This window comes from Falsihalocynthiibacter sp. BN13B15 (assembly GCF_041205415.1).
Lineage (GTDB): Bacteria > Pseudomonadota > Alphaproteobacteria > Rhodobacterales > Rhodobacteraceae > Falsihalocynthiibacter > Falsihalocynthiibacter arcticus.
The window spans coordinates 446,712-471,795 of sequence record NZ_JBGFCE010000003.1 but is presented as its reverse complement, the minus strand read 5'-3'; the positions used below and the strand labels follow the sequence as shown (position 1 = coordinate 471,795).

The following is a 25,084-nucleotide window of genomic DNA, read 5'->3' as shown; positions in this document are numbered from 1 at the left end:
CGTTAAAGGGGCCGGATTTTCAGCTTAGAAATCCGGTTCCCGTCCATTTGGAACACTTCAAATTGAAACCCGTGGAAGGCATAGGTTTGGCCTTGGGTCGGGATCAATTGTGCCTCGTGTATCACAAGGCCAGCAATGGTGTTTGCCGTCTCGTCGGAAAACGCCCAATCGGTCGCGCGGTTGAGGTCGCGAATGGTGGTCGCGCCATCCACAAGGAAGCGCCCGTCGTCGCAAATTTCAATGACAGGCATGTCACCGTCGTCAAATTCATCCATAATTTCACCAACGATTTCTTCGAGAATGTCTTCGAGCGTAATCAACCCTTGTAGTGCGCCATACTCATCGACAACCAAGGCGAAATGGGTGCGCCGCCGCAAGAACTCACGCATTTGATCGTCCAGCGTCGCGGTTTCCGGAATGAAGTAGGGTTCGCGGACAACTTCCATAAGATTGAAGTTTTTCATTGCATCCGCAGGGGCTTGGCCGACTTTAAGTGGTGCGTTTAACCCGCGCAACAGATGTTTTGTATGCAGAATTCCGACAACGTTTTCCGGCTCGTCGCGATAAACGGGCAGGCGGGTATGACGGCTGTTGAGTAAGAGGTTCAGGACTTCTTCCGTGGGCATACTCGCGTCGACCATCTCAATTTGGCTGCGGTGAAGCATGATTTCTTCGACGGTACGGTCCGACAAGTCCAACGCGCCCAAAATGCGGTCGCGATCTTCCTTTTCGACAATGCCTTCTGAGTGGCCCAGTGAAATCGCGCCGGCAATTTCTTCGCGTACAGCGAGGACGTTTTGGTCGGGATCCGTTTGGACGCCAAATAGGCCTAGGATCGCACGCACGAGCATTCGCACAAAACTCACGATGGGCGAAAAGACTGTAATCACGACTGAAATCGGCCCGCTTACACCCGCGGCGGCGGTTTCTGCATTGGTAATGGCGTAGGTTTTGGGTAGTACCTCAGCGAAAATCAAAACGAGCAGCGTCATAATAAGGGTGGCCATTGCCACGCCCGACTCGCCAAACATGCGCGTAAACAACGCGGTCGCCAGTGAGGTGGCGAGGATGTTCACGAGGTTGTTGCCCAACAGGACCGACCCGATGAGACGTTCGTTGTCTTCGGTGATGTTTAAGGCACGTTGCGCGCCACGCGATCCCTTGTCGGCTTGCATGCTCAGCTTGCCACGAGAGGCGGCTGTGAGCGCGGTTTCCGAACCGGAGAAGAATGCAGAAAGGACCAAAAGGGCAACGATTGAGCCAGAAGTGATATAAAATGCGGTGTCGTACACGGCGTTAAAACATCCAATATGAGGGTGAAATGAGAAGTATATCTGTTATGGGGTGCAAATCTGTTGGGTTCAAGAGCGCTTCAAAGGGCAGGGTCTCAAGGCTTGGCGAGTGGATGATGCTCAAGGACCAGCGCATGCAGGCGTTCCTCTAACACATGGGTATAGATTTCGGTGCTCGAAAGGTCTGCGTGCCCCAAGAGCGTTTGGATGACGCGCAGGTCCGCGCCGTTGGCCAAAAGGTGGGTGGCAAAGGCGTGTCTCAATCGGTGGGGTGTGACCAGATCGGCGGAGATACCGGCGGTGACGGCGATTTCTTTTATCAATAAATAGAAACGGTTACGGGTCATGTGGCCTTGTTTGGCACGAGAGGCAAAAAGGTAGGGGGACAGAGGTGTTCCATGTTCTCTGAGGGCCAACTCCTGCAAGGAATCCCGATGTTCCAGCCAATCCGCAAGGGCCTCGCGGGCCGGATCAGAGAGCGGAACCATGCGTTCTTTGTTGCCTTTGCCTTTGATCAAAAGCATCCGTGGATCGCCACGCGTCGCAGCAACGGGCAGGCTGACCAACTCGGTGACACGCATTCCGCTGGCATAGAGAATTTCCAGCAAACAGGTGTTGCGCAAACGATCCGAACGATTGCGCCCATGGGCGGCGGCGGCGTTCAGTAGGCGCTCTACGTCTGCTTCGGAAAGTGTTTTGGGGAGGCGTTTGCTGCGCCCAGGGCCGCGAATTTGCAAACCGGGATGGTCGCCCCGCAAGCCGTCTTCAAAGGCATAGCGATAGAAACTTTTGATCGCCGAGAGTCGACGGGCGCGGGTGGCGATCGAAAACCCTTGGGCGTCGCAATGCACAAGGTAGCGCTCAATACGGGCGCGATCCGCCGTCATTAGGGTATCGTTTTGTGATCCCAAATAGGCCTCGAAATCGGTCAAATCGCGCCGATATCCGGCTTGCGTGTTTTCGGAGGCTGCCCGTTCGGCGGCCTGTGCGGTGATGAAATTTTCGATCTCTCGTGACATCACGCACGCTCAAGGAGCATGAGTTCAAGTGACGCCCGTCGTGCGATATCCTCAAGGCCAACGCTGCGCAAAATAGCAATGGCACGGGTTACATTGTTGAGGTCGCCCCGAGCCCCTTCAGCAAACAATGTGATCGCGCGCAGAATGGCGCTACCGAGATTGCCACCGGAGACTTCGACGTCGTCTGGTGAAAACGGGGTGCTGCGCAGGAACCCATCATGAATGGCAATCGCGCGGGAATCCGACAGGCCGTTCAACTCGGGTTTGCCCTGTGCGAGGCTGACGAGGAAGGCCTCCTCTTTGGAGGTGACCCTGTTCTCGGCAACAGCAGTTTGGGCGGCACTTTCGTAGTCGTCGCTCAGCAATGAGAGCCGTAAAACCAAGGCTGCGGTGTCGCCACTCAAGGGAAACTTCGCGAGGTCCGTGGCGTACTGATGCGCAAGGAAGCCTTCGAGTTGCACGGCTTTCAGGGCGTCCCAGACGAGGGGGAGTGAGGACGAAACCGCTCCAGGGTCTCTGGAATTCACAGCCGTATCAAAGCGTTGTACTGCTTCGACGCGATCCCATACGCCACCAGAGGCCGCAGGGGTTCTATCGGTATAGAGGGCCAGAAGCACGTTGTCAGAGACGGCACCTGAATGAACAAGCCGCTCGGCCGCTTCAAGGCGCGCGCGCCAACCGTTGTTCGCGGTGAGATCCGTATGGGCGAAAGCACGAGGTAGCAAAGTCGTGGGAATAGGCTCGCCGATGGCCGCATAGAGGCGAAACATCAGGGGGCTTGGGCGGACGGAAAGGGGAAGCGGTGGCGCGACATCCGCGAACTCGGGATCCAGAAAACGGGCCAAAACGTCGCCCTCTTCTGGCGAGACATATCCTAGGGCGACGCCGGTTTCAAAGATCAAGGCCGCAGCATTCCAGTCGCCTGTGCGGGCGAGGCAAAAAACGCGGGCGGTGATTGTCGGCGCGAGGTCTGCGGCTTGATTGAGCGCGTCACAGGCCGCGTCTTCGTTCTCGGTGAGGAGGGCGATGTCAAAGCTGCGACTAAAGAGGGCGGGTGTACGCACATTTGCGCGGTCCAGAAGCGCGGCGGCCTGCTCAAGGGCACCGATATCAAGCAATTTATCGATCCGCGTTTGAAACAACACATCCTTGTTCGTGGCATCAAACGTCGGGTCCAATTCGGCCAGCAAAAGCGACATGGTCAACTCTTGCAAGACGGGGAGGGTCTCAACGGGGATTGCGACGATCAAACGCGCGAGATCAACGCTTGAGGATTGCCCCCAAAGCGAGAGCGGGAAGCCCGTTACCGAACTGGGTAACAAGCCCACCGCGTCTGCCGTTTGCTGATCGAGAGAGGTTGTCTCGACGGCATGCGGCGTCGCCGAGGACGTCACGTCGCGGTTGGTCGCGTTTGGCGTCACACTCGGAGCGATCAGTGTTGGTGACAGCCAATCAATCACGGAAAGTGGCTCAACTCTGGACGTCGTAGATTGCGCATTCACAGAAACGGTGGACGCGAAAAACGCGCTCAAACAAAGCGCAAAGGGCAGATGTTTACTGGTCACTGATGGATACCGGAATGCGGATTTCCTCTTGTTCAGGTGTCAGATCCCCAATGTAGCCAAATGCCACAACGGCGACAAACGCCAGAACCACGAGTCCGAGTACAACCTTGAGAATTAGCTTCATTGGTACTGCCTTCTATTTGCCTCAACACCAACATTCTCACCTTGTGGGCGAAAAACATTGATATTGCTCATCTTAGTCGCGTTTTCCGCGAATGTTAGGGCAATTATTTGCCCAATTGCTGTATTTATATATGGCCTTTTGCAGAAGATCACGCCATTCAGGGAAAGAAACCTAAATTTAAGCGGATGGCAGCCAGTTTTGAGCTATAGCTTGCAAAAAACAGTCGTACTAGTGGGAATGATGGGCGCGGGAAAAACCGCGATCGGCAAAGCCCTTGCCACAGAACTCAAAGTTCCCTTTCTGGACAGCGATGAAGAAATCACCAAGGCGGCAAACCGTTCAATTGCCGAGATTTTCGAACGTGATGGCGAGGCTTTTTTCCGCGAGCGCGAGACTGAAGTGATCACCCGTTTGCTCAAAGAGGAGCGGGGGGTTTTATCGACGGGTGGCGGCGCATTCCTGTCGGAACGAAATCGGGATGTGATTGCCAAAACTGGATTCTCCCTCTGGCTTCAGGCCGATCTGGATTTGCTGTGGGCCCGCGTGCGGCACAAGAATACACGACCTTTGTTGCGCACAGAAAATCCCTATAAGACCTTGAAATCGCTTTATGAGTTACGCGTTCCTGCCTATTCTAAGGCGGAAGCGGTGGTGCTTGGACGGGCTGATTTTTCCATCGAAGACATGCGCGACGCCGTGATCGAAACCCTGCTAACTGTACCAGATTTACTAAAGGTGACCCCATGACAGCCTCCCCCTTGCAAACCGTTTCCGTTGACTTGGCGGAGCGCTCCTACGAGATCAAAATAGGTGAGGGATTGTTGGCGCAATCGGGGGCGTTCATCGCGCCGTTTTTACGACGTCCCCATGTAGCGATTGTGACGGATGAAAACGTCGCCAAACTACATCTTAAGGCTTTGCAGGCGGGGCTGGCCGCCGCGGGCATCACGTCCGAAGCTGTGGCGCTTCCTGCGGGAGAGGCCACAAAATCTTGGTCGCATTTCAGTCGCGCGGTCGAATGGCTTTTGGACGCAAAAGTCGAGCGAAACGATGTGGTTATTGCACTTGGCGGTGGTGTTATCGGCGATTTGGCTGGTTTTGCGGCCGCAGTTTTGCGCCGTGGCGTGCGATTTGTGCAAATACCGACCTCCCTTTTGGCGCAGGTCGACAGCTCGGTCGGGGGCAAAACGGGCATAAATGCGCCTCAGGGCAAGAACCTGATTGGTGCGTTTCATCAACCATCACTGGTTTTGGCCGATATCGATGTGCTCGACACTTTAACGCCTCGCGATTTCTTGTCGGGCTATGGCGAAGTGGTCAAATACGGCCTGTTGGGGGATGCCCGCTTTTTTGATTGGCTCGAGAAAAACGGCCCCGCGATGCTGCAAGGGGATAAGGCGGCGCGCGCCTATGCGGTCAATCGTTCTTGTGAAATGAAAGCCGATATCGTGGCACGGGATGAAACCGAGCAAGGCGACCGTGCCCTCCTGAATTTGGGGCATACGTTCTGTCACGCGCTGGAAAATGCGACAGGTTATTCTGATCGTCTTTTGCATGGCGAAGGCGTGGCCATTGGCTGTGTTTTGGCCTTGGAGACTTCGGCGCGTTTGGGGTTGTGTTCCCAAGAAGATCCAAGCCGTTTGCGCGCGCATTTGAGTGAAATGGGTATGAAGGTCAATGTGGCGGACATTGCAGGAGATTTGCCAAACGCCGCAGCTTTGCTTGCCTTAATGGGGCAGGATAAAAAAGTGGTTGATGGCACGATCAAATTCATTTTGACCCACGGCATCGGCAAGGCGTTTGTCTCGGCGGAGACCGACACCGATGTTGTGCTTCAAGTCCTCAAAGACGCGTTGAACGAGCGATAAAAAAACGCCGCTCTGTTAGGAGCGACGCTTTTGATATCTCGATATGAATGAGGTCTAGAACGGGATTTCGTCGTCGATGTTGCCACCGCCCTGATTTCCGCCACCTTGGTTTCCACCTGACGAATATCCGCCACCGCTTGGACCGGAGTCATATCCGCCGCCGCTTGGGCCAGAATCATATCCACCGCCGCCGCCTTCGGAGCGTCCGTCGAGCATGGTCAATGTGCCGCCGAAGCCTTGAAGCACAACCTCGGTTGAATACCGATCTGTGCCGTCTTGGGCTTGGTATTTGCGGGTTTGGAGTTGGCCTTCGATATAAACCTTGGAGCCTTTTTTGAGGTATTGTTCAGCGATCCGAACCAAACCTTCTTGAAAAATGGCGACGCTGTGCCATTCTGTTTTTTCACGGCGCTCACCCGTGTTTTTGTCTTTCCAATTTTCCGACGTGGCGATGCGCAAATTGCAGACCTTGCCGCCATTCGGGAAACTGCGGACTTCGGGGTCGCGACCCAGATTCCCAATGAGAATGACTTTATTGACCGATCCAGCCATGGCGGGCCTCCCTTTTTCGATTCTGTTTTATAGAGGGCAGGTTACACCATTACAGCCTCAAATCAGCAAGCGGAAACATACCAAATGGCGACAGGGGGCTGGAAATGATCTCAGAAATGGATATAGTCGCGCCAACAATATGAGCGGGTGACAGGTTTTGCAGAAAACAACGTTGGCATTCTTGGCAATTTTAGCCACATCACTGACCGTGGAAACAACACGCGCTGAAGGTTTGGTTCTTGGAACCAAGACGAAAAAAAACCTGTTCTCCGCACAGCTTAGGGTGCTCGATACGCGGGCAGCTTCGCAATACAAAAGTTCAGACCGCCTCCGCCCCAAGCAAAAAGCGGGCCTTATTTTGCCGTTTATGGGCAAGTATAGTGGTCCCTATTTGGCGGTCGCGCGGGATGCTGCGCGACGTCACAGTATTCCTGAAGATTTGTTCTTGCGTCTGGTGCAACAAGAGAGTGGCTGGAATGTTTACGCCAAGTCCCACAAGGGCGCGACGGGCCTTGCCCAGTTGATGCCAGATACCGCAAAGGCCCTTGGTGTTAATATCGATGATCCGGCGAAAAATCTAGATGGCGGCGCACGTTACCTCAAGATGCAATACAACCGTTTTGGCTCGTGGCGTCTTGCGCTTGCCGCCTATAACGCAGGTCCAGAGGCCGTCGCGAAATACAACGGTGTCCCGCCGTATAAAGAGACCAAAAACTACGTCAAAGTCATTTTGGGAAGCTAGGTCATTTCGGTTCGGCCAGTTTAATCACGGGTTCCATTTCGGCCAAATCCTCTTGCGAGAGGTGACACTTAATGTGGTGCCCCTCGGCCAGAATTTTGTCCTTTGGCACCTCGATATCACACAGCTCGTTTGGCACCTTATACTTCCAGCGACATCTTGTTTGAAACGGGCATCCGGTGGGCGGGTTGATCGCTGACGGAATGTCGCCTTTCAACACGATTTGCCTTTTCTCGACCGACGTATCGGCAATGGGAACGGCGGATAACAACGCCTCGGTGTAGGGATGATAGGGCGGCGAAAAAATCTGGTCTGTCGTGCCCAGTTCCACCACATGCCCAAGGTACATCACCAACACACGATCACTCAAATACCGCACGATAGACAGGTCGTGACTGATAAACAGGAGCGTCGTCCCATTCTCGCGTTGAAGTTCCATCAAAAGGTCCGCGATGGCGGCTTGGACGCTGACATCCAGCGCGGAAACCGGCTCATCTGCCACCACGATGTTGGCATCGCCCGCAAAGGCCCGCGCGATGCCAACACGTTGCTTTTGGCCCCCCGAAAGCTGGCGCGGTAAACGGTCGGCAAAATCACGGGGGAGTTTCACAAGATCAAGAAGGTCAAGCATTCGGTCTTTGCGCGCTAGGTCACTGTCCCCAATGCCAAAAACTTCGAGCGTACGGATGATCTGTCGCCCGACAGTCATGGAGGGATTAAGCGTATCAAAAGGGTTTTGAAAGATCATTTGCAAACCCGAGACAACCTTGGTCGACCGTTCTTGAATGGGGGTGGCCTGAATTTCTTGGCCCATGAACGTCACTGTGCCTTCCGTCGCTTCCTCAAGCCCCATCAGGATTTTGGCTAGGGTGGATTTTCCGCAGCCACTTTCGCCAACGATGGCCAAGGTCTCCCCTTCGCGGGCTTCAAAACTTAACGATTCATTTGCCTTGACGGTTCGCTTTTTGCCACCAAATCCAGAACTTCCGACCTCATAGTATTTTTTGAGGTTTTCAACTTTTAGAACCGTTTTCCCAAGCGAGGTGCGCGCGGTTTTACCACCCGTTTCCGCAGTGGCGTCCCAATTGATTTCGTTGGTTCGGAGACAGCGACTGCCGTGGCGGTCGTCGTCTGCAATCGACATCATCGGGATCGCGGATTGATCGCATCTGCCTGCCTCAAAATAGTCGCAGCGCGGGCCGAAATTGCATCCCTTCGGGCGCTCATGAGGCAGCGGAAAGTTTCCCGGAATTGCCACAAGGGGGCGTGAGTTTTTATCCGCACTTGGGAGGGGGATCGAGCGAAAAAGCGCTTGGGTATAGGGGTGTCGCATCTCATCGAAAACATCGGCAATCGATCCTCTTTCGACGGCCTCGCCAGAATACATGACGCAAAGGCGATCACAGGTCTCAAGCACCAATCCGAGGTTATGCGAGATGAACAACATTGAGGTGCCGTATTTTTTGCCCAACCCTTTGACCAACTCAACAATGCCCGCTTCCACCGTCACATCAAGCGCGGTTGTCGGTTCGTCCAGTATGAGCAGGCTTGGCTTGCTCATCAGGGCCATGGCAATGACAATGCGTTGCTGTTGTCCGCCCGAAAGTTGATGCGGGTAGCTCTTGAAAATACGTTTTGGATCAGGGAGTTGTACGTCTTCTATCACCTGAAGTGCGAGGTCCCGCGCTTCCGATTTCGAAACGGTTCCATGCACCATCGGCACTTCCATCAACTGGGCGCCAATTTTCATTGCGGGGTTCAAACTCGCCATTGGTTCTTGATAAATCATCGCGATTTCAGAGCCACGCAAGGCCAGAAGTTCCGCGGGCGAAAATGTCGCCAAATCCCTTCCCTTGAACTTAATGGTGCCGCCCGTGACTGCACCATTTGTGCCCAAATCCTGCATGACACCAAGGGCGACCGTAGATTTGCCACAACCACTTTCGCCGACAAGCCCCATCGCTTCGCCGGGCATTACCGTGCAGGAAAAATCCATCACGGCGGGGATTTCGGCGTCGCGGGTGAAAAAACTGATCGAGAGGTTCTCAATTTCAAGAATTGGCCCCGTATATGACGTGTCGTACATGGCTTAATCCTTAAGGCTTTCTTCGCGCAACCCGTCGGCGAGAAGATTGAGACCCAAAACAAGGCTCATGAGGGCAAAGGCGGGGGCAAGTGCCGCATGTGGATAACGGGTCAGAAGACGACGCCCTTCGTTGATTGTAGATCCCCAGTCGGGGCTTTCGGGTTCAAGCCCCAGACCGAAGAAACCCAATGTTCCCAGAAGGATAGTCGTGTATCCAATCCGCAAACAGAAATCGACAATCAAAGGGCCGCGTGCATTGGGCAGAATTTCCCAGAGCATAATATACCACGGACCTTCGCCCCGTGTTTGCGCAGCGGCCACATAATCGCGGGTTTTGATATCGAGCACCAAGCCACGCACAATCCGAAAAACCGTCGGCGCATTTACAAACACAACAGCGACAAAAACGACGAGTGTGTTGCCTGAGATGGACAAGTAATCGGCGAAACGGGGCATAAAATCGACTTTTGTTCCCGCTTGGCTAAGGATTGAAAGATAGGCCCAGCCGCCAAGAAAAATAACGGCGCCTGCATAGAGATTGCGTTTTTTCGGCACCGTTCGTAGGCGGGAATTTAACAGAACGACGGCGAATATCAGCGGGAAAAGGAACAAAACCGCAGCTAAATAACTAGGAAGGCCCGTTTCAACGATTTCCGGTGTGACGAGGAGGTAAAACAGCAAAATTACAGGAAAGGCGAGCACAAGATTGGCCGCAAACGAAAGGCTCGTATCCAGTTTTCCGCCATAATATCCTGCGGGGAGGCCAAGGGTGACGCCCACCATAAAGGCGAAAACGGTGGCGAGGGGCACGATCTTGAGGACCTCCCAACTACCAACGATCATGCGCGAAAACACGTCGCGCGCAAGGTGGTCGCCGCCAAGGAGAAAATAGGGATACTGGCCCTCTGGGTTTGGCAACGGTGAGCCGGGAACTTTGTTTTTGAGGCCCGAGAATTGGTCAAGGGGGGGATGGGTTACAATGAAATCCAAGGCTCCGAAAATCGCCGTGAAGACCCAAAACATCACAAGAGTGAAGCCAAGCGTGCCAGCGGTACTATCAAAGAGTTTTCCATAAAGCCCCAGACGCTTTTTCGCACGGATGGAAACCGCAAAGAGCACGACGAGCGCGATCCATACGGGAATGAATTGAATGAAGATACGCAAGCTGATTGCGCCCCAACCGAGAATATCCATATCCATCCCTATGACAGCCTGATGCGTGGATTAAGGAAGACATAGCCAACATCAGAGATCAGCTGTGTTAAGAGGACAACGGCAACCGCAACAACGGAGCAGCCCAGTAAAAGGTCGATGTCGTTATTGCTGGCGGCTTGTACAAGAGTCCATCCGAAGCCTTTGTAATTAAACAGAGTTTCCACAATGACGACGCCATTCAAAAGCCACGGGAACTGAAGCATAATCACCGTAAAAGGCGCGATCAGTGCGTTGCGGAGCGCGTGTTTCATCACGATTTTCGGGAAGCTCACGCCTTTGAGGCGGGCGGTTCGAATGTATTGCGCCGTCATGACTTCGGTCATCGAGGCACGGGTCATGCGGGCAATATACCCCATGCCGTAAGCCGCGATGGTGATAACGGGCAAGGTGAAATTGGCGAAGGTCGCCTGTTTCGCGGCGGTGGTTGCAGTACCTTTAAAGAGGGTTCTGGTGTCGATCCAACCCCAGTCTGAAAGGATTGGCGAGAGGCCCGTTGCAGAGGAGGCAAAGAGGGCAATGAGAATGACGCCGGACACATATTCAGGCGTCGCCGTTGAGAGAATTGAGACCGTCGAGAAGGCGCGGTCGGTACGACTTCCTTCGCGCATGCCGGCCATGACGCCGACGAAAAGGGCGGCGGGAACCATCACCAGCATGACAAAAAACATCAGCTTGCCTGTCAGGCCAAGACGTTTTGCCAATAGGGGGCCGACGTCTTCTTTGAACACGCTTGATGTGCCCCAATCGCCCTGTAAAATTCCGCAATACGTGGCGGCCTCCAAGGGGGAATTTGGATCAATGCACCGCCCCGTGGGGCGACCGTCATCCGTGGCGTAAGTCCAGCCGGGCACCACACCCATCCATTCGCCATAGCGCACAACAAGCGGGCGATCGAAGCCGTTTTTACTCAGCCAGCTAACGACTTGCGCGTCTTCCATGCGCACCGATCCCTGACTCTTGGCGAGCTTTTCAAGGTTGGGAGAAAGGTTCGTGAGGGCGAAGACAATGAACGTCAGGCAAAACGCCGTCAGGACCATGATCGCAACACGGCGCAGGATGAAAATACCCATGAGGCTCCCTAATTAGGGGGACGGGGAGGCACAAAAGCGTGCCCGAAAACTGAGGCCACCAACAAGGGGGCAGCCTCAGAATGAAACGGGTTGGATTATGCGGCCCAGCCAATGTTTTGGTAATGAATTTCAAAGGTTGGGTGCATTTCATTGCCAATCAAACCAGCAACCGAATGACGGAACAACGCGCGCCAGAAGGTTTGCAAGGTAACGCCTTGGTCTTGCATGATTTCCTCTAGCTGTTTCATCACAACACGGCGCTCGTTAGCATCGGCAATCGCCAAGCTTTGATCCAGCAGCGCGTCAAACTCTGGGTTGTTAAAGCCGGTTTCGTTCCATGCAACCCCGCCTTTATAGGCCAGCACAAGCACTTGAACGCCTAGGGGGCGGTGGGCCCATTCTGTGGAGCTGAACGGAAATTTCGCCCAGTCATTCCAATAGGTTGCGCCCGGAAGCACAACGCGTTTCACCTTGAGGCCCGCATCCCGCAGCTGGGCGGCGATGGCATCTGTCGTGTCTTTGTTGAAACCGTCGTCCAAGGAAACAAGTTCATGCTCAAAATCGGCCATGCCTTCGTCTTGCATGATTTTAAGCGCACCCGCGGGATCATGGATTGGCTTGGGAAGCTGTGCGTATTCCGGATGAATTGGGCAGACATGGTGGTTTTCGGCAACCACACCAAGGTTGTTATATCCGAGTTCCAACACTATGGCATTGTCCACTGCCATAGCCAAAGCGCGACGCACACTGGCTTTCTCATAGGGAACAATGTCGCCTATAGTTGCCTGTTGGTTCGGACGCGTCACAAGGGTTGCCGCCGTGACAACTGTCGACTGCACGAGGCCTAATTCGTCAAGGATATCAATGTAGTCGCCGGTTGTTTGATAGTTAGTGTCCACTTCTTCGGATTCAAACGCAGAGACCCAAGCCACCGGATCGGTGCCGTAATCGATGAATTCGACGCGATCCATATAGGCGCCATTGCCTTCGTTCCACCATGTATGGTTTTCGTTGCGTACCAACACGCATTTTTCGCTAACGGCGTAGCTTTCGGGAATATAGGGGCCCGTGCCAATTGGATTATCAAAGGGGTCGCCGTGGTTGAGCGTTTCATGCGCTATGGCTGCCGGATAATCGGCCATGCTTGGAATGAGCGAGATGTCAGGGCGTGCAAGATGCAGCACAATCGTGTGATCATCGACGATTTCAACGGCGCCTTCGGCCAATGTTTTGGTCTCGGGGTTGATTAACACGTCAAAACGGGTCGCCATGGAATTGCCTTCCACGTTCCCGTCACACCACCATTCAATATTGAGGGCCACGTCGGCGGCGGTGAACGCATCGCCGTTGTTCCACGTCACACCTTTGCGGATGTTCAATTTATATTCGGTCGCGTCGTCGTTGATTTCCCAGCTTTCGAGCAAAACGGGTTCAAACGTGCTTTCGATAGTGTATTTGACCAGATACTCAAGGAAGCCCCGCGTCACGTTTGCATGCTCGGACCAGTCGTAAAGGCGGGGTTCTTTCATCGCGAGAACGTTTTGCTGAATACGTAATGTCCCCCCCATTTTGATCGCGCCCTGCGCCTTGGCGGGCGTGGCAACACCCACGAGTGATAGAGCGGCCGCACTTGTCATTCCGAGCGCTGTGGCACGTCCGAGGAATTCACGCCGACTAAGAGTTCCGGCTTTGAATTCATTCGCGTAGCTCATGGCTGCTGGATGAAGGGGCTTCCCGTTGATCGTATTCTTCATTTTTATCTCCCTGAGAAACATTCTGGCTCAAAAATCGGACGAAAATACTTACTTTATTGAAGTTTTTTATTGTTTTTCCCGTTCAGTGCGTCCCATAGACGCATCAAACCAGTTCAAGGTCAACGGTTCGGTCAAAATTTTTGACGACCCAATGTGACATTATTCTAGTTTGAAACACGACATTTAGCGCGTTTCTACATGAAAAAAGCGGCACCAGAATGAAATCTGATGCCGCTTGGAATGTGGTCGTCGGAGGGTTTTGCGCGTTAGTTTTCTTTGCGCCAACGCGAGGGTGTGCTGCCGATGTGATGTTGGAAGGCGCGGGTGAAATATGCCGCAGAGCGAAACCCGAGATCTTCGGCGACTTTTTGGATCGGCTCTTTGGTTTCAACCAAACGGCGGCGCGCTTCAAAGAGCACGCGGTCGTTCAAAAGCATGTGTGCGGGGCGTCCACAGGCCTTGTTACAGACCCGCGTCAGGTGGGTTGGGGTCACGCCCAAAGCCTCTGCATATTCTGCAACAGTCATGCCTTCAGTGTAATGCGTTTCAATCATTCCAGCAAAGCGAGCGGCCAAGCGTTGACCCGCCGAGGGCGCTTTATCTTCTAGGTCACTGAGCAGCAGTTGACGTTGCAGCCAGACAGAAAGCAAGCCCGTGTGGTGATGCATTGCGGACGATCGCTCAGGGCGATCACCTTCAAGTTCGCGCTGTAGGTTTTCCAAGATGCCTGTGACTTCATTTTGGGGGCCAGAGTCCCGCAACCGCAAATGAACAGGCTCTTTTGGAAACGACAAGTCGTTGGATTTGGGGATGAAAACGGCGGTGCCAAAAACCAGGGCCGAGGCCTCGAACCCGTGCATGGTTCCCGCAGGAATAAAGATGGCGTTATGGGCGCCATATCCAGACGTCACCCCTGCAACCGTGATGCGCCCTTGTCCACGTGTAAACCACAGCAAAACATCGGTGGAATAGCTGCGCATGGCTTCAACACGCCACCGACCGCCCTTTGCGAGGCGGGCAATTTGCGACATCCGTAGTTCGGATGCGTGCGTTTGTGGAAGCGATTCAATGACCGATTTCAGGGCAGCGTTCGGAACAGATTTCGACTCTGTGTCCTTCTTTAAAAAAGGTTTTGGATCCGTCATAAACTTTGGCAGGCTGGGCGTTTTTTGCATCATATCACATCCAATTTTTGCCGCAGGCAGCGGGCATTGTGCCCACATTACATGGAGCAATCACACTGGATAGGCCACGGCCCGATTGGACCGAAACGTACTCATTATTTCTAGGGGTTCGCATGCGCCATACCGGGCTAAGGAAACGCAATTGAATTTAGACAGTGTTCGTTATGTGAAACTTTGGGGCAGATCGAGGCAATTCTAAAGCGAAAATTGTCGAATATTGAAGGAATGGGGGGAGGAGTTAAAAGGCGTTGCGTTAAGGACGCGAACTAATGGGGAACATGCGAATTCCAGTCGCGCATCTTGCTCCGGAACCACGTTCTTTGACGTTTTGCATACTGGCGACTTGAGATAATCGCCGCCTCAATCGCGGCCTCAAGCGAGAGGCGACCTTCTAGATGTGCGATTAATTCTGGAGCACCGATAGCTTTGGACGATTGATGCGCGGGGTTCCACGTGGGCCACATCGCGCGGGCCTCCTCAATTGCACCCGCCTCTATCATCAAGTGAAATCGACGTTCAATACGGGCTGCGAGCCAATCGCGGTCTGCGTCAAGAACAATAGGGTATGTGTTTGCAAGGGGCAAAAGCGGTGGCGGCGTTTGATCTTGCCAATGCGCAAGGCCAAGCCCCGTTGCTTGTTGAACTTCCCACGCCCGTTGCACCCGCATTGGATTAAGCGCGTCGATCCGGGCCTGTGTCTGGGCGTCAAGTTCCGCGAACATCCCGTCATGTCCTTCCGAGATACGGCGGGCATCAGCGGTTTCGCGCAGAACATCAGGCGTGGCGGGAATGAGTGCAAGGCCTTGGGTTAGCGCTTGAAAATACAACCCCGTTCCGCCCACAATTACGGGACGCTTGCCCGCGAGCAAAGGCGTGATGTCACGCAGCCAATGCCCAACAGAATAGGGCGCGTCATAGGCGACGTGGCCGTACAACTGGTGATCGGCAGCGGCCATATCAGTGGCCGTGGGGCGGGCGGTAAGAATGTTCCAGCCGCCAAACACTTGCAGCGCGTCGGCGTTGAGAATGACACCCCCTTGCGCGGCAACGATTTCCAGCGCCAGCGCCGATTTTCCAGACGCCGTTGGGCCCGCAATTAGGACGGGCAAATCGGGGGAAATGTCGTGGATCTTGAGCATTCTGAACGCTTCCTTACCGGTGTCACATCGTTTTTTGTCAATTTCCTTGGCCGCAAGCGCCGTTTAGCCGTTGAACCTAGGCCCGTTTTGGGACATTTTGGCCGACAAGGCAAACAGTCAGTCATTGGTAAAAGGGGAATTCGGCATGAGCACTTCTGGCGAAGAAAGTCGCACGGGAACACATCCGACATTTAGTCGGGTTATGCTGAAAATTTCTGGAGAGGCCCTGATGGGCGACCGTGGATATGGCCTCAATCCGCCGACCGTGGAGCGGATCGCCCGCGAAGTTAAAGTTGTGCATGACATGGGTGTTGAGATTTGCATGGTCATCGGCGGCGGCAATATTTTCCGCGGCCTTCAGGGCAGTGCCCAAGGGATGGAGCGCACTACCGCCGACTATATGGGCATGCTCGCCACCGTGATGAACGCCCTCGCGATGCAAAGCGCGCTTGAAGGGCAGGGCATCCACACACGCGTGATCTCGGCCATCCCGATGGATCAGGTTTGCGAGCCCTATATTCGCCGCCGCGCCGTGCGCCACCTTGAGAAAAAACGGGTCGTGATCTTTGCTGCAGGTACCGGAAACCCCTATTTTACCACGGATACTGCGGCCACTTTGCGCGCCAATGAAATGTCCTGCGAAGCGATCTTTAAGGGCACCAAGGTTGATGGCGTTTATGACAAGGACCCCGCAAAATTTGACGACGCCGTGCGCTATGACAACGTGACCTTTGATGAAGTTTTGCAAAAACGTCTGGCTGTGATGGACGCGAGCGCCATTGCTTTGGCGCGTGATAACAATCTGCCGATCATTGTTTTCTCCCTAGATGAACCGGGTGGTTTCAAGGGAATTTTGGCAGGTGAAGGGACGTATACACGGGTGCACGGCTAAAAATTAGTCAATTCATACCGAATTGGGTTTCTGGCGCGTGCGTCCTGTTGTCTATACAACCGGTACGCCATGCGGTAAGACGTTTTAAAGTACGTGACACCAAAAAGAGAAGAGCAGAACATGTCCGAAGAATTCGAAATTGATCTTGATGACCTTAAACGTCGTATGGACGGGGGGATTGCCTCCCTTCGGGTCGAATTTGCATCCCTACGGACCGGCCGCGCGTCCGCGAGCATGCTGGAACCCATTATGGTCGATGCCTATGGGCAGAAAACCCCGATCAACCAAGTCGGCACGGTAAACGTTCCTGAGTCGCGCATGGTCACGATCAACGTGTGGGACAAAGCTCTTGTTGGCCCCACCGAAAAAGCCATCCGCGAAAGTGGTCTGGGGATTAACCCCCAGTTGAATGGCACAATTATTATGCTGCCAATTCCGGAGCTTAACGAAGAACGTCGCCGCGAGTTGACCCGCGTCGCCGCGCAATATGCCGAACACGCCCGCGTCTCTGTGCGCAATGTGCGTCGCGACGGCATGGACCAGCTCAAGAAAGCCAAAAACGACGGTATGGGCGAAGATGACTTCAAAATCTGGACCGACGAAGTTCAGGATTTGACCAACACATATATCGCCACTGTCGACAAAACGCTTGAAACAAAACAAGCCGAGATCATGCAGGTTTAAGCAGGCAATAGGGAAGGCACCCCGTGGCCCAAGAGAGCGAAAACAACAGCCCGCACCATGTGGCCATCATTATGGATGGCAATGGTCGGTGGGCCAAGTCTCGAGGGCGGCCGCGCTTATTTGGCCATCACGCGGGCGCCAAACGTGTGCGCGAAATCGTTGAGGCCTGTCCCGATTATGGCGTCAAATACCTCACAATTTTTGCGTTTTCGACTGAAAATTGGAAGCGCACGCAAAGCGAAGTTGCTGGCCTGATGAGCCTGTTTCGCCGTTATATCCAGCGGGAAGCCCAAGCGCTTCTTAAGCAAGGCGTGCGGGTTCGTTTTATCGGAGATAGATTAAGACTCGACCCTAAGCTGCAGAAACTTATTGATAATCTAGAAACTTTGACCGCCGAAAACGATGGGGTGCATTTAACGATAGCGCTCAATTACGGCGGACGCGACGAGGTTGCCCGTGCGACCAAACGCATGGCGCGCGAAGTGGCTGCAGGGCGTATCGATCCTGAATCCGTTGACGTGGAAACTTTGGCGCAATTCCTTGACACGCGGTTCCTCCCAGATCCTGATTTGGTGATCCGGACCTCGGGGGAGGCCCGCATTTCCAACTTCCTTTTGTGGCAATCGGCCTACTCGGAATACGAGTTTACCGACATTTTGTGGCCAGATTTTACGCCTGACGTCTTTGGCGAAATCCTTAAACGTTTTGGCGCACGCGATCGCCGCTTCGGAGCCGTCAGCCTATGAGTCGTTTATCTAAGTGGTCGGATTTAATGCCACGCACGATGTCAGCAATTGTTATGGCAGTTGTTGGGGTTACGGCGGTTTATTCCGGTGGAATTCTGTTCAACACCCTGATTATTTTTAGCCTTGCGGCGATGCTGTGGGAATTGTGGCGGATGATGGCCGAAACCCTCAAGGCGGGGCGAGATTGGCCGATTTTTGCCGCCTACGCCCTTGTGATTGTTTCCGCGTCATGGGCCTTTATCTTTCTGCGTGGTACTCCCAATGGCATTTGGACAATTACAGGTTTGTTTGTCATCGTCGTTCTTACGGATATCTTTGGATATTTCGCTGGCAAAATCTTTGGTGGCCCAAAATTTTGGCCCCTGATTAGCCCGAAAAAGACATGGTCGGGTACGGTCGCGGGATGGGTTTTGGCGGGGATATTTGGCGCGATTGCTGCGCTTTATCCCTATGTTCCTGAGTCAGTTCTGCTTGTCAGCCCCTCAGTCATGGCAACGGCGCTTAGTTTTATGCTTTTGTCTTTTGCGTCTCAGATGGGAGATATCGCCGAGAGTGCATTGAAAAGGCGCTATAAAATAAAAGACAGCTCCAACCTAATTCCAGGGCATGGCGGGTTTTTGGACCGGTTTGATGGCATGGTCGGCGTGGGCTGCGTGTCGGCGGTCTATATTCTCATCGTCCTTGGCTTCGGCGTTTAAACATGCGCCGCATTTCAATTTTTGGCGCGACGGGCTCGATTGGCCAATCTACCATCGACCTGATCAAACGGGCGCCCGACGCCTATCATGTTGTCGCCTTAACTGGGGGGCGGAATATTGCGCAACTCGCGCGGGATGCCATTGATCTCAAGGCCGAAATCGCTGTGACAGGGTTCGAAACTTGTCTTTCCGATTTGCAAAAAGCGCTGGCTGGAACGGGCATTGAAGTTGCTGCAGGACCGCAGGCTTTAATCGAGGCGGCGGACCGTCCAACAGATTGGTTCATGAGCGCGATTGTGGGCGCGGCGGGACTTGCGCCGGGGTTGCATGCTTTGCGCCACGGGGGCGTTTTGGCGCTGGCGAACAAAGAGAGTTTGGTGACGGCGGGCCCGTTGTTGAAATCCGAAGCGGCCAAATATGGCGCGACAATCCTGCCCGTCGACAGCGAGCATTCCGCCGTTTTTCAGGCTTTGGTCGGCGAAGATATTTCGCGCGTGGAGCGTATCATTATTACTGCAAGCGGCGGTGCGTTGCGCACGTGGCCGCTGGAAAAACTGGCGACCGCGACAGTGGCGGAGGCTTGCACCCATCCCAATTGGGACATGGGCCAACGTATTACAATTGACTCCGCTTCTATGTTTAACAAAGCGATGGAGTTGATTGAAACAAAAGAGTTTTTCGGTGTTTCGGCGGATCAAATAGAAGTGCTGGTTCATCCTCAAAGCCTCGTGCATGCGTTGGTTGGATTTGTTGATGGTGGCATAATAGCGCATATGGGGCCGCACGATATGCGCCACGCCATTGGCTATGCACTGCATTGGCCACAACGGGAAAAATTACCCGTTGAGCGATTGGATTTGGCCAAAATCGGCAAGCTTGAATTTTCCGCCCCCGACCTTCAACGTTGGCCTGCGTTGCGTTTGGCGGATGAGGTTATCCGCCGTGGTGGCTTGTCTGGTGCGATTTTCAATGCGGCCAAGGAATGCGCGCTTGATCTGTTTCTCGCGGGCGAGATTGGTTTTCAGGAGATGGCGCAGGTGGTTGAATTGGTGTTGAACAGGCATTGGCAGAATTCCGCAGACAGCCATAAAATTGACGTGATCCCCCTTGATGACGTCCTAAAAGCAGATCACACGGCACGGGTATGGGCGCGTGAATGCGCCAAGACTTTGCATAATTAAGGACAGACCTTGGATTTTTCTTCGATATTCTCTTCACTGGGCGGTGGCGTGTTTACGCTTATTGCTTTTGTCGTGGTTATTTCCGTTATCGTGGCGATCCACGAATACGGGCACTATATCGTTGGGCGGTGGTCTGGAATCTATGCCGACGTGTTCTCGCTTGGGTTTGGCAAAGTTTTGTTTTCGCGGGTCGACCGGCACGGTACAAAATGGCAAGTCGCGGCGCTGCCGTTTGGCGGATATGTAAAGTTTCGCGGGGATGCAGATGCGGCCAGTGGCAAAGATGGCGAGGCCATGGTGGGTCTGTCGGATGCCGAATTGCGTCACACAATGCATGGCGCACCTTTGTGGGCACGGACGGCAACCGTTGCTGCGGGGCCGTTGTTTAATTTCGCCCTGTCAATTTTGATCTTCGCTGGTTTGGCCATGTCTGTCGGGGTGGAAAAATCGCCGCTAACGGTTGGCGAAGTTATTGAATTACCAGCAGGAACTGGAGATTTACGTGCCGGAGACGTGTTGCTTTCGGTCGAAGGGCTTTCACTAGACGGGTCCGAAGGCTTGCGCACCACATTTGACGCACTCAAAACAAATTCGGCACTCTTATCTTATGAAATCACCCGTGAGGGACAGGAAATGACCGTTTTGGGGCCTCAACTCCAACCCGCTTTGGTCAGTGCTGTATCCCCCGACAGCGCGGCCTATGAGGCAGGGCTTGAAGAGGGCGATGTCATCCTTTCCATCAACGAGGAGCCGATCTCTTATTTTGGCCAGTTGATCCCCATTGTTGAGGCCTCGGCGGGTGCGCCGCTCAATTTGATGGTCTGGCGCGCAGGGGCGGAAATGCCTTTTGTGCTTAATGCTCAACGCAGGGATTTACCCACCGCAGACGGTGGTTTTGAAACCCGTTGGTTGATGGGAATTAGCGGGCGGTATGCGTTTACACCGCTCAATGAGGCCGTTGGTCCCGTTGAGGGTTTGACGCTTGGATTTAATGCCACCAAACGCGTGATAACCCAGTCGCTTTCAGGGATGTATCACATGGTGGCTGGGAAAATTTCGACCTGTAATATTTCTGGGCCCATTGGTATCGCCAAAGTAAGCGGGCAGGCGGCTCAAGGCGGCATCAGTGATTTTATCAGTTTTATCGCGGTGATTTCCACGGCCATTGGTCTGATGAATCTGTTCCCCATTCCAGTTCTAGATGGCGGACATTTAGTGTTTTATGCCTATGAAGCCATTTTCCGTAAGCCGCCAAATGACACTTGGGTGCGTGGCCTGATGACAATCGGGTTGGGGCTTATTTTGTCGCTCATGGCGTTGGGGTTGTTCACAGATTTGGTCTGTTAATCAACAAAAAGTTAATATAGCCCAATTTGTGCCATATTTCTTGCCTACAGTGGATTGGAATAGTCAATACACGAGGTCTAACATGCAAACGATTAACAACGGATACCGCGGACTTTCCCTTCTTGTGGGGCTCAATATGGATCGCCTGATTGTTTCTGGCGCGATGGTCGCAGCTTTAATGCTCGGGGCGTTTGTATCGGTGAACCTCGCGATTTAAGACGGGGCAAAACAGCGATCAAACGCTGGGTTGTAGCTAAATTTTGTACGAATAGTAGAAAGCGTCCCTTGGGGCGCTTTCTTGCTTTTGACATAGGGGGCTTTTCCCGTTAGTTAGGGCGGACCTAGGGTTTTATACGGATGGAAGTCCATGAGTGATTTCGCCACCGATGCGTTCAAAAGCATCGTGACGCTTAAGAGGGCGCTTTGCCGCGTCTCAGCGTTTCTTTTTCTTTTCATTTCAGCTGTTTGCACGGTTGTTCCCTCTGGTGCGGAGGCGCAGGACTATACGTTCTCGTCCTTTTCCATCGACGGGAATTTACGCGTGGATTCCGCGACAATCATGACCTACATGGGAATCGTCCAAGGCCAAACCCTGTCGGCGGGCGAATTAAACGCAGCCTACCAAAACTTGGTCGGGTCGGGTTTGTTTGAATCCGTCGAAATCAACCCGCGTGGCAATACCTTAGGCGTTAAGGTCGTCGAATACCCAACAATCAACCAAATTTCGATTGAGGGAAATAAGCGTATCAAGGACGACGCGCTCTTTACGGTTGTACGTTCGCAGCCTCGGTTGGTTTTCAATCCAACAGTGGCCGAGCAGGATGCCGCCTCCTTGGTTGAGGCTTATGAAATCGGTGGACGCCTTGCGGCCACTGTCACGCCACGGATCATCCGCCGGTCTGAAAATCGCGTCGATTTGGTGTTTGAAGTTACCGAGGGCCAAACGGTGGATATCGAGCGCCTCACGTTTGTGGGCAACCGCGCCTATAGTGACACGCGATTGCGCCGTTTGCTTGGCACCAAACAGGCTGGTATCTTTCGCACCTTTGTGAAATCGGACACGTTTGTTGCGGATCGTATTGAATTTGATAAGCAAGTCTTAACGGAATTCTATACGGCGCGCGGGTTCGTCGACTTTGAGGCCGTTTCCGTCACCAGCGAACTTTCCCGTGAACGCGACGGTATTTTTGTGACCTTCCGGATCAAAGAGGGCCAGCAGTTTAGTTTTGGTAATTTAACGGTTTCGTCGGAATTCGCCAATATTGACCCGGCAAAGTATCAAAGACTGATCAAAATTAAGTCGGGCAAAGACTTTTCGCCGGCACGCATTGAAGCCGCCATTCTACGGATGGAAAACAAAGCGCTCAAAGATGGCCATGATTTTGTCCGCGTGGACCCACAGATCGTGCGTAATGATCGCACACGGACGCTGGATGTTGAATTTGCTCTGGTGCGAGGACCGCGGATTTTTATCGAGCGTATCGATATCGAGGGCAACACCACGACGCTTGACCGCGTTGTGCGCCAACAGTTCCGCGCCGTAGAGGGCGACCCGTTTAATCCGCGTGAAATCGCCCAATCTGCGGAACGTGTGCGTGCGCTTGGGTATTTCGAAGACGCCGAAGTGAACACACGCGAAGGAAGCACGTCAGACAATGTTATCGTCGATGTTGATGTGGTTGAAACCACCACGGGTTCGTTAAATCTGGGTGTCGCCTATAGTACGAATGACGGTCCCGGATTGAACCTTGGCTATACGCAAACCAACTTGTTGGGCCGTGGGCAAACCTTCAGTTTCGAGATCAGCACTGTTTCCGATGAAAATTCTGTTAATGTTGCTTTCTCGGAGCCATATCTCTATGGGCGGGATTTGCGGTTTGACATTGATCTAGGCCGTATCACGACGAGCAATACAACGCAGCAATATGATACCACGCGGGATACAATCTCTCCTTCGATTGATTTCCCCGTCAGCGAACGCGGGCGTTTGGGGCTGAGATATCGGTTCCTCGATACGTCGCTCTATAACTCAAGCATCGATAACTCGCGCTTGGTGAATGCGGACGTAGGGGAACGCTCGGACAATGTTCTGGGGTATTTCTATACTTTCGACTCGCGGCGCAGCAAAATTGACGAAGATTACAGTTATGTTTTGCGGTTTGGACAAAACTTTGGCTACATAGACGATGATCCCTTTATGCGTGCGACACTTTTAGCAGGGGCCGAAACCAACGCTTTGGACGGTCTCGTAACTTTGCGCGCCATTGTTGAAGCGGGGTCGTATACTGTTTATAATGGTGGGAAATCCCGCATTACCGATCGCTATTCGCAAACAACCCGTAAGATGCGCGGGTTCGAGAACTTTGGCACGGGACCACGTGACCTGAACGCCGTGAACCAAGACTCTCTTGGCGGCAATCTGTTTTCGGTTCTGCGCCTCGAAGCCGATTTCCCGATTGGGCTTCCCGAAGAATACGGGATTTCTGCGGGTCTTTTCTTTGACGTTGGCTCGATTTGGGGTTTGGATGACACGGCGGGTGGCCCGACCGATGCGGCCTGTCCCGTCACAGATTGTACGGTGGATGATGCGTTCCACTTACGGTCCGTGGTTGGATTTGCGGTGTATTGGAATACACCGTTGGGGCCTTTGCGGTTTAACTTCACCAAAGCAATCAAGAAAGAAGTCTATGATGTGGAGCAGCCGTTTGAACTTACTGTTACAACTAGGTTCTAAGTGGGGCATTGGCGGTTTCGGTCAGCGTTTTATGGCGCTCTCTAGGGCGATTTTGGCCGCAATCTGCGTGATTGTATTTTGCGGGTTCCCTGCGTTGGCACAGAGTCCGGACAGGACAACAGGCGGATCACAAGCTGAGGCCGGTGTCGCGGGCGGATTGAATACTCAGGCAATTGTTCAAGGCAGTTTTGTTATTTTGGACCCTGAACGCCTGTACGCGGAATCCGCGTTTGGGTTGCGAATTCAAGAAGAGGTCAAGGCACTCGCCAAAGAAATCCAGTTGGAAAACGGCAAGTTGACTCGGGATTTAGAGACCGAAGAATTGCGCTTACTTGAACGACGCGCGGTTTTGTCTCCAGACGAATTCCGTGTCCTCGCCGATGCTTTTGACGACAAGGTGCAAGGCATTCGTGATGCGCAGGAACGCAAAGGCCAAGAACTCGGTAAGCGGGCAAGTGAGGGGCGGCAAGGGTTCAACGATGCCAGTCTCCCTATTTTGCGGAAAATCCTAAGAGAGCGCAATGCCTTGGGAATTCTGGATTCTCGTGTGATTTTACTGCCCGATCCAGCGATCGATATTACAAACGAAGCCATTTTACGTGTGGATCAGGTTTTGCAAGATGGCAAACCGTAAGGCGTGGTTCTCACGGGGTTAGCGCTATTGAATGCGCAGCCCAGTTTTGGTACTCAAAGAACATAATAAAAACGCGAAGCGACTGGAGCCTCCATGCAATCCAAAGACATGACCCAAGCAGATCTTGACCTTATTCAACGCATTATTCCCCATCGGTATCCGTTTTTATTAGTGGATAAAATGAAAGACATCGATCCGGGCAAAAGCGCGGTTGGTGTTAAGAATGTAACGATGAACGAACCGCATTTTCAGGGTCACTTCCCCGGGGCGCCGATCATGCCGGGCGTGATGATCATCGAAGCCATGGCGCAATCCGCGGCTGTGCTGGTTGGTCTGTGGCTCGAAATGGTCGACAAGCCACTGTTGGTGTATTTCATGTCTGTGGACAACGGCAAGTTCCGCCAGAAAGTTGTGCCCGGCGATGTCCTTGAGTTGCATGTGACCGTCGTAAAGGCGCGCGGGATGATTTGGAAATTCCACGGTGACGCGAAGGTTGATGGCAAAATCGTCGCTGAAGCGGATTTCACTGCGATGATTGATTTGCAGGGCGAGGGCTAACTT

The 25,084-nt window shown here is 53.4% G+C and carries 24 protein-coding genes; 13 read left to right on the top strand and 11 right to left on the bottom strand.

Annotation, left to right across the window (positions count from 1 at the left end):
- Positions 1-2 precede the first annotated feature (2 nt).
- The 4 genes from AB9F26_RS07505 to AB9F26_RS07490 all read right to left on the bottom strand — a co-directional run bounded on the left by AB9F26_RS07505 (position 3) and on the right by AB9F26_RS07490 (position 4,000).
- Entirely contained in the window at positions 3-1,292 is a 1,290-nt protein-coding gene (locus tag AB9F26_RS07505) for an HlyC/CorC family transporter (protein ID WP_039000646.1), read from the bottom strand.
- Between the two features lie 95 nt (positions 1,293-1,387).
- A complete protein-coding gene (locus AB9F26_RS07500) occupies positions 1,388-2,311 on the bottom strand; it encodes a site-specific tyrosine recombinase XerD (protein ID WP_369767722.1) in 924 nt (307 codons plus the stop codon).
- Positions 2,311-3,876, bottom strand: coding sequence for a hypothetical protein (locus AB9F26_RS07495; protein WP_335584333.1), 1,566 nt, complete (start codon positions 3,874-3,876; stop codon positions 2,311-2,313). Before AB9F26_RS07495 ends, AB9F26_RS07500 begins: the two co-directional genes overlap by 1 nt.
- A complete protein-coding gene (locus tag AB9F26_RS07490; protein ID WP_257722127.1) occupies positions 3,866-4,000 on the bottom strand; it encodes a hypothetical protein in 135 nt (44 codons plus the stop codon). Before AB9F26_RS07490 ends, AB9F26_RS07495 begins: the two co-directional genes overlap by 11 nt.
- A 210-nt stretch (positions 4,001-4,210) precedes the next feature.
- Between AB9F26_RS07490 and AB9F26_RS07485 the strand changes: the two genes are divergently transcribed.
- Complete coding sequence (locus AB9F26_RS07485; protein ID WP_369767721.1) at positions 4,211-4,747, top strand: shikimate kinase; 537 nt, start codon at positions 4,211-4,213, stop codon at positions 4,745-4,747.
- Complete coding sequence (gene aroB, locus AB9F26_RS07480; RefSeq protein WP_369757648.1) at positions 4,744-5,868, top strand: 3-dehydroquinate synthase; 1,125 nt, start codon at positions 4,744-4,746, stop codon at positions 5,866-5,868. Before AB9F26_RS07485 ends, aroB begins: the two co-directional genes overlap by 4 nt.
- 54 nt (positions 5,869-5,922) lie before the next feature.
- Here aroB and ssb read toward each other — a convergent pair whose 3' ends face one another.
- Positions 5,923-6,420 carry a single-stranded DNA-binding protein gene (ssb, locus tag AB9F26_RS07475; RefSeq protein WP_369767720.1) on the bottom strand — a complete coding sequence of 166 codons (498 nt, stop codon included), beginning with the start codon at positions 6,418-6,420 and terminating at the stop codon, positions 5,923-5,925.
- Positions 6,421-6,628: 208 nt separating this feature from the next.
- Here ssb and AB9F26_RS07470 point away from each other — a divergent pair, with 208 nt between their 5' ends.
- The gene (locus AB9F26_RS07470) at positions 6,629-7,162 is read left to right on the top strand and encodes a lytic transglycosylase domain-containing protein (protein WP_369756547.1); all 534 of its coding nucleotides are present in this window, start codon (positions 6,629-6,631) and stop codon (positions 7,160-7,162) included.
- Between the two features lies 1 nt (position 7,163).
- Here the strand turns inward: AB9F26_RS07470 and AB9F26_RS07465 are convergent, their stop codons facing one another.
- The 6 genes from AB9F26_RS07465 to miaA all read right to left on the bottom strand — a co-directional run bounded on the left by AB9F26_RS07465 (position 7,164) and on the right by miaA (position 15,607).
- A complete protein-coding gene (locus tag AB9F26_RS07465; RefSeq protein WP_369767719.1) occupies positions 7,164-9,245 on the bottom strand; it encodes a dipeptide ABC transporter ATP-binding protein in 2,082 nt (693 codons plus the stop codon).
- Positions 9,246-9,248: 3 nt separating this feature from the next.
- The gene (locus tag AB9F26_RS07460) at positions 9,249-10,439 is read right to left on the bottom strand and encodes an ABC transporter permease (protein WP_369756519.1); all 1,191 of its coding nucleotides are present in this window, start codon (positions 10,437-10,439) and stop codon (positions 9,249-9,251) included.
- Between the two features lie 8 nt (positions 10,440-10,447).
- Positions 10,448-11,530 carry an ABC transporter permease gene (locus AB9F26_RS07455; protein WP_335584338.1) on the bottom strand — a complete coding sequence of 361 codons (1,083 nt, stop codon included), beginning with the start codon at positions 11,528-11,530 and terminating at the stop codon, positions 10,448-10,450.
- A 95-nt stretch (positions 11,531-11,625) separates the two neighbouring features.
- Positions 11,626-13,284 carry an ABC transporter substrate-binding protein gene (locus tag AB9F26_RS07450; RefSeq protein WP_369756518.1) on the bottom strand — a complete coding sequence of 553 codons (1,659 nt, stop codon included), beginning with the start codon at positions 13,282-13,284 and terminating at the stop codon, positions 11,626-11,628.
- Positions 13,285-13,550: 266 nt separating this feature from the next.
- Positions 13,551-14,462: an AraC family transcriptional regulator gene (locus AB9F26_RS07445; protein ID WP_335584340.1), complete on the bottom strand. Its 912-nt coding sequence runs from the start codon at positions 14,460-14,462 to the stop codon at positions 13,551-13,553.
- A 272-nt stretch (positions 14,463-14,734) separates the two neighbouring features.
- A complete protein-coding gene (miaA, locus tag AB9F26_RS07440; protein WP_369767718.1) occupies positions 14,735-15,607 on the bottom strand; it encodes a tRNA (adenosine(37)-N6)-dimethylallyltransferase MiaA in 873 nt (290 codons plus the stop codon).
- 145 nt (positions 15,608-15,752) lie between these two features.
- Here miaA and pyrH point away from each other — a divergent pair, with 145 nt between their 5' ends.
- The 10 genes from pyrH to fabZ all read left to right on the top strand — a co-directional run bounded on the left by pyrH (position 15,753) and on the right by fabZ (position 25,081).
- Positions 15,753-16,499, top strand: coding sequence for a UMP kinase (gene pyrH, locus AB9F26_RS07435; RefSeq protein ID WP_039000661.1), 747 nt, complete (start codon positions 15,753-15,755; stop codon positions 16,497-16,499).
- 120 nt (positions 16,500-16,619) lie between these two features.
- The gene (frr, locus tag AB9F26_RS07430; protein ID WP_335584342.1) at positions 16,620-17,183 is read left to right on the top strand and encodes a ribosome recycling factor; all 564 of its coding nucleotides are present in this window, start codon (positions 16,620-16,622) and stop codon (positions 17,181-17,183) included.
- Positions 17,184-17,206: 23 nt separating this feature from the next.
- Positions 17,207-17,929 carry an isoprenyl transferase gene (locus AB9F26_RS07425; protein ID WP_039000664.1) on the top strand — a complete coding sequence of 241 codons (723 nt, stop codon included), beginning with the start codon at positions 17,207-17,209 and terminating at the stop codon, positions 17,927-17,929.
- Positions 17,926-18,627, top strand: coding sequence for a CDP-archaeol synthase (locus tag AB9F26_RS07420; protein ID WP_335584343.1), 702 nt, complete (start codon positions 17,926-17,928; stop codon positions 18,625-18,627). The genes AB9F26_RS07425 and AB9F26_RS07420 overlap by 4 nt, the downstream gene beginning before the upstream one ends.
- Before the next feature lie 2 nt (positions 18,628-18,629).
- Entirely contained in the window at positions 18,630-19,808 is a 1,179-nt protein-coding gene (gene dxr / locus AB9F26_RS07415; RefSeq protein WP_335584344.1) for a 1-deoxy-D-xylulose-5-phosphate reductoisomerase, read from the top strand.
- Positions 19,809-19,856: 48 nt separating this feature from the next.
- Positions 19,857-21,155: an RIP metalloprotease RseP gene (gene rseP, locus AB9F26_RS07410; RefSeq protein ID WP_335584345.1), complete on the top strand. Its 1,299-nt coding sequence runs from the start codon at positions 19,857-19,859 to the stop codon at positions 21,153-21,155.
- A gap of 82 nt (positions 21,156-21,237) precedes the next feature.
- Complete coding sequence (locus AB9F26_RS07405) at positions 21,238-21,372, top strand: hypothetical protein (protein WP_335584346.1); 135 nt, start codon at positions 21,238-21,240, stop codon at positions 21,370-21,372.
- A gap of 150 nt (positions 21,373-21,522) precedes the next feature.
- On the top strand, positions 21,523-23,889 hold the full coding sequence (bamA, locus tag AB9F26_RS07400) for an outer membrane protein assembly factor BamA (RefSeq protein WP_335584347.1): 2,367 nt from the start codon (positions 21,523-21,525) through the stop codon (positions 23,887-23,889).
- A gap of 31 nt (positions 23,890-23,920) precedes the next feature.
- A complete protein-coding gene (locus tag AB9F26_RS07395) occupies positions 23,921-24,523 on the top strand; it encodes an OmpH family outer membrane protein (protein ID WP_369757649.1) in 603 nt (200 codons plus the stop codon).
- A gap of 93 nt (positions 24,524-24,616) precedes the next feature.
- Positions 24,617-25,081 (top strand): 3-hydroxyacyl-ACP dehydratase FabZ, encoded by a 465-nt coding sequence (gene fabZ / locus AB9F26_RS07390; RefSeq protein ID WP_335584349.1) that lies wholly within the window; start codon positions 24,617-24,619, stop codon positions 25,079-25,081.
- Positions 25,082-25,084: the final 3 nt, after the last annotated feature.

Coding starts and splice junctions, on each gene's coding strand:
- AB9F26_RS07500 (WP_369767722.1), bottom strand. CDS start 2,311: ATGTCACGAGAGATCGAAAATTTCATCACCGCACAGGCCGCCGAACGG.
- AB9F26_RS07490 (WP_257722127.1), bottom strand. CDS start 4,000: ATGAAGCTAATTCTCAAGGTTGTACTCGGACTCGTGGTTCTGGCGTTT.
- aroB (WP_369757648.1), top strand. CDS start 4,744: ATGACAGCCTCCCCCTTGCAAACCGTTTCCGTTGACTTGGCGGAGCGC.
- ssb (WP_369767720.1), bottom strand. CDS start 6,420: ATGGCTGGATCGGTCAATAAAGTCATTCTCATTGGGAATCTGGGTCGC.
- AB9F26_RS07465 (WP_369767719.1), bottom strand. CDS start 9,245: ATGTACGACACGTCATATACGGGGCCAATTCTTGAAATTGAGAACCTC.
- AB9F26_RS07460 (WP_369756519.1), bottom strand. CDS start 10,439: ATGGATATTCTCGGTTGGGGCGCAATCAGCTTGCGTATCTTCATTCAA.
- AB9F26_RS07455 (WP_335584338.1), bottom strand. CDS start 11,530: ATGGGTATTTTCATCCTGCGCCGTGTTGCGATCATGGTCCTGACGGCG.
- AB9F26_RS07450 (WP_369756518.1), bottom strand. CDS start 13,284: ATGAAGAATACGATCAACGGGAAGCCCCTTCATCCAGCAGCCATGAGC.
- AB9F26_RS07445 (WP_335584340.1), bottom strand. CDS start 14,462: ATGATGCAAAAAACGCCCAGCCTGCCAAAGTTTATGACGGATCCAAAA.
- miaA (WP_369767718.1), bottom strand. CDS start 15,607: ATGCTCAAGATCCACGACATTTCCCCCGATTTGCCCGTCCTAATTGCG.
- pyrH (WP_039000661.1), top strand. CDS start 15,753: ATGAGCACTTCTGGCGAAGAAAGTCGCACGGGAACACATCCGACATTT.
- frr (WP_335584342.1), top strand. CDS start 16,620: ATGTCCGAAGAATTCGAAATTGATCTTGATGACCTTAAACGTCGTATG.
- AB9F26_RS07420 (WP_335584343.1), top strand. CDS start 17,926: ATGAGTCGTTTATCTAAGTGGTCGGATTTAATGCCACGCACGATGTCA.
- dxr (WP_335584344.1), top strand. CDS start 18,630: ATGCGCCGCATTTCAATTTTTGGCGCGACGGGCTCGATTGGCCAATCT.
- AB9F26_RS07405 (WP_335584346.1), top strand. CDS start 21,238: ATGCAAACGATTAACAACGGATACCGCGGACTTTCCCTTCTTGTGGGG.
- bamA (WP_335584347.1), top strand. CDS start 21,523: ATGAGTGATTTCGCCACCGATGCGTTCAAAAGCATCGTGACGCTTAAG.
- AB9F26_RS07395 (WP_369757649.1), top strand. CDS start 23,921: ATGGCGCTCTCTAGGGCGATTTTGGCCGCAATCTGCGTGATTGTATTT.
- fabZ (WP_335584349.1), top strand. CDS start 24,617: ATGCAATCCAAAGACATGACCCAAGCAGATCTTGACCTTATTCAACGC.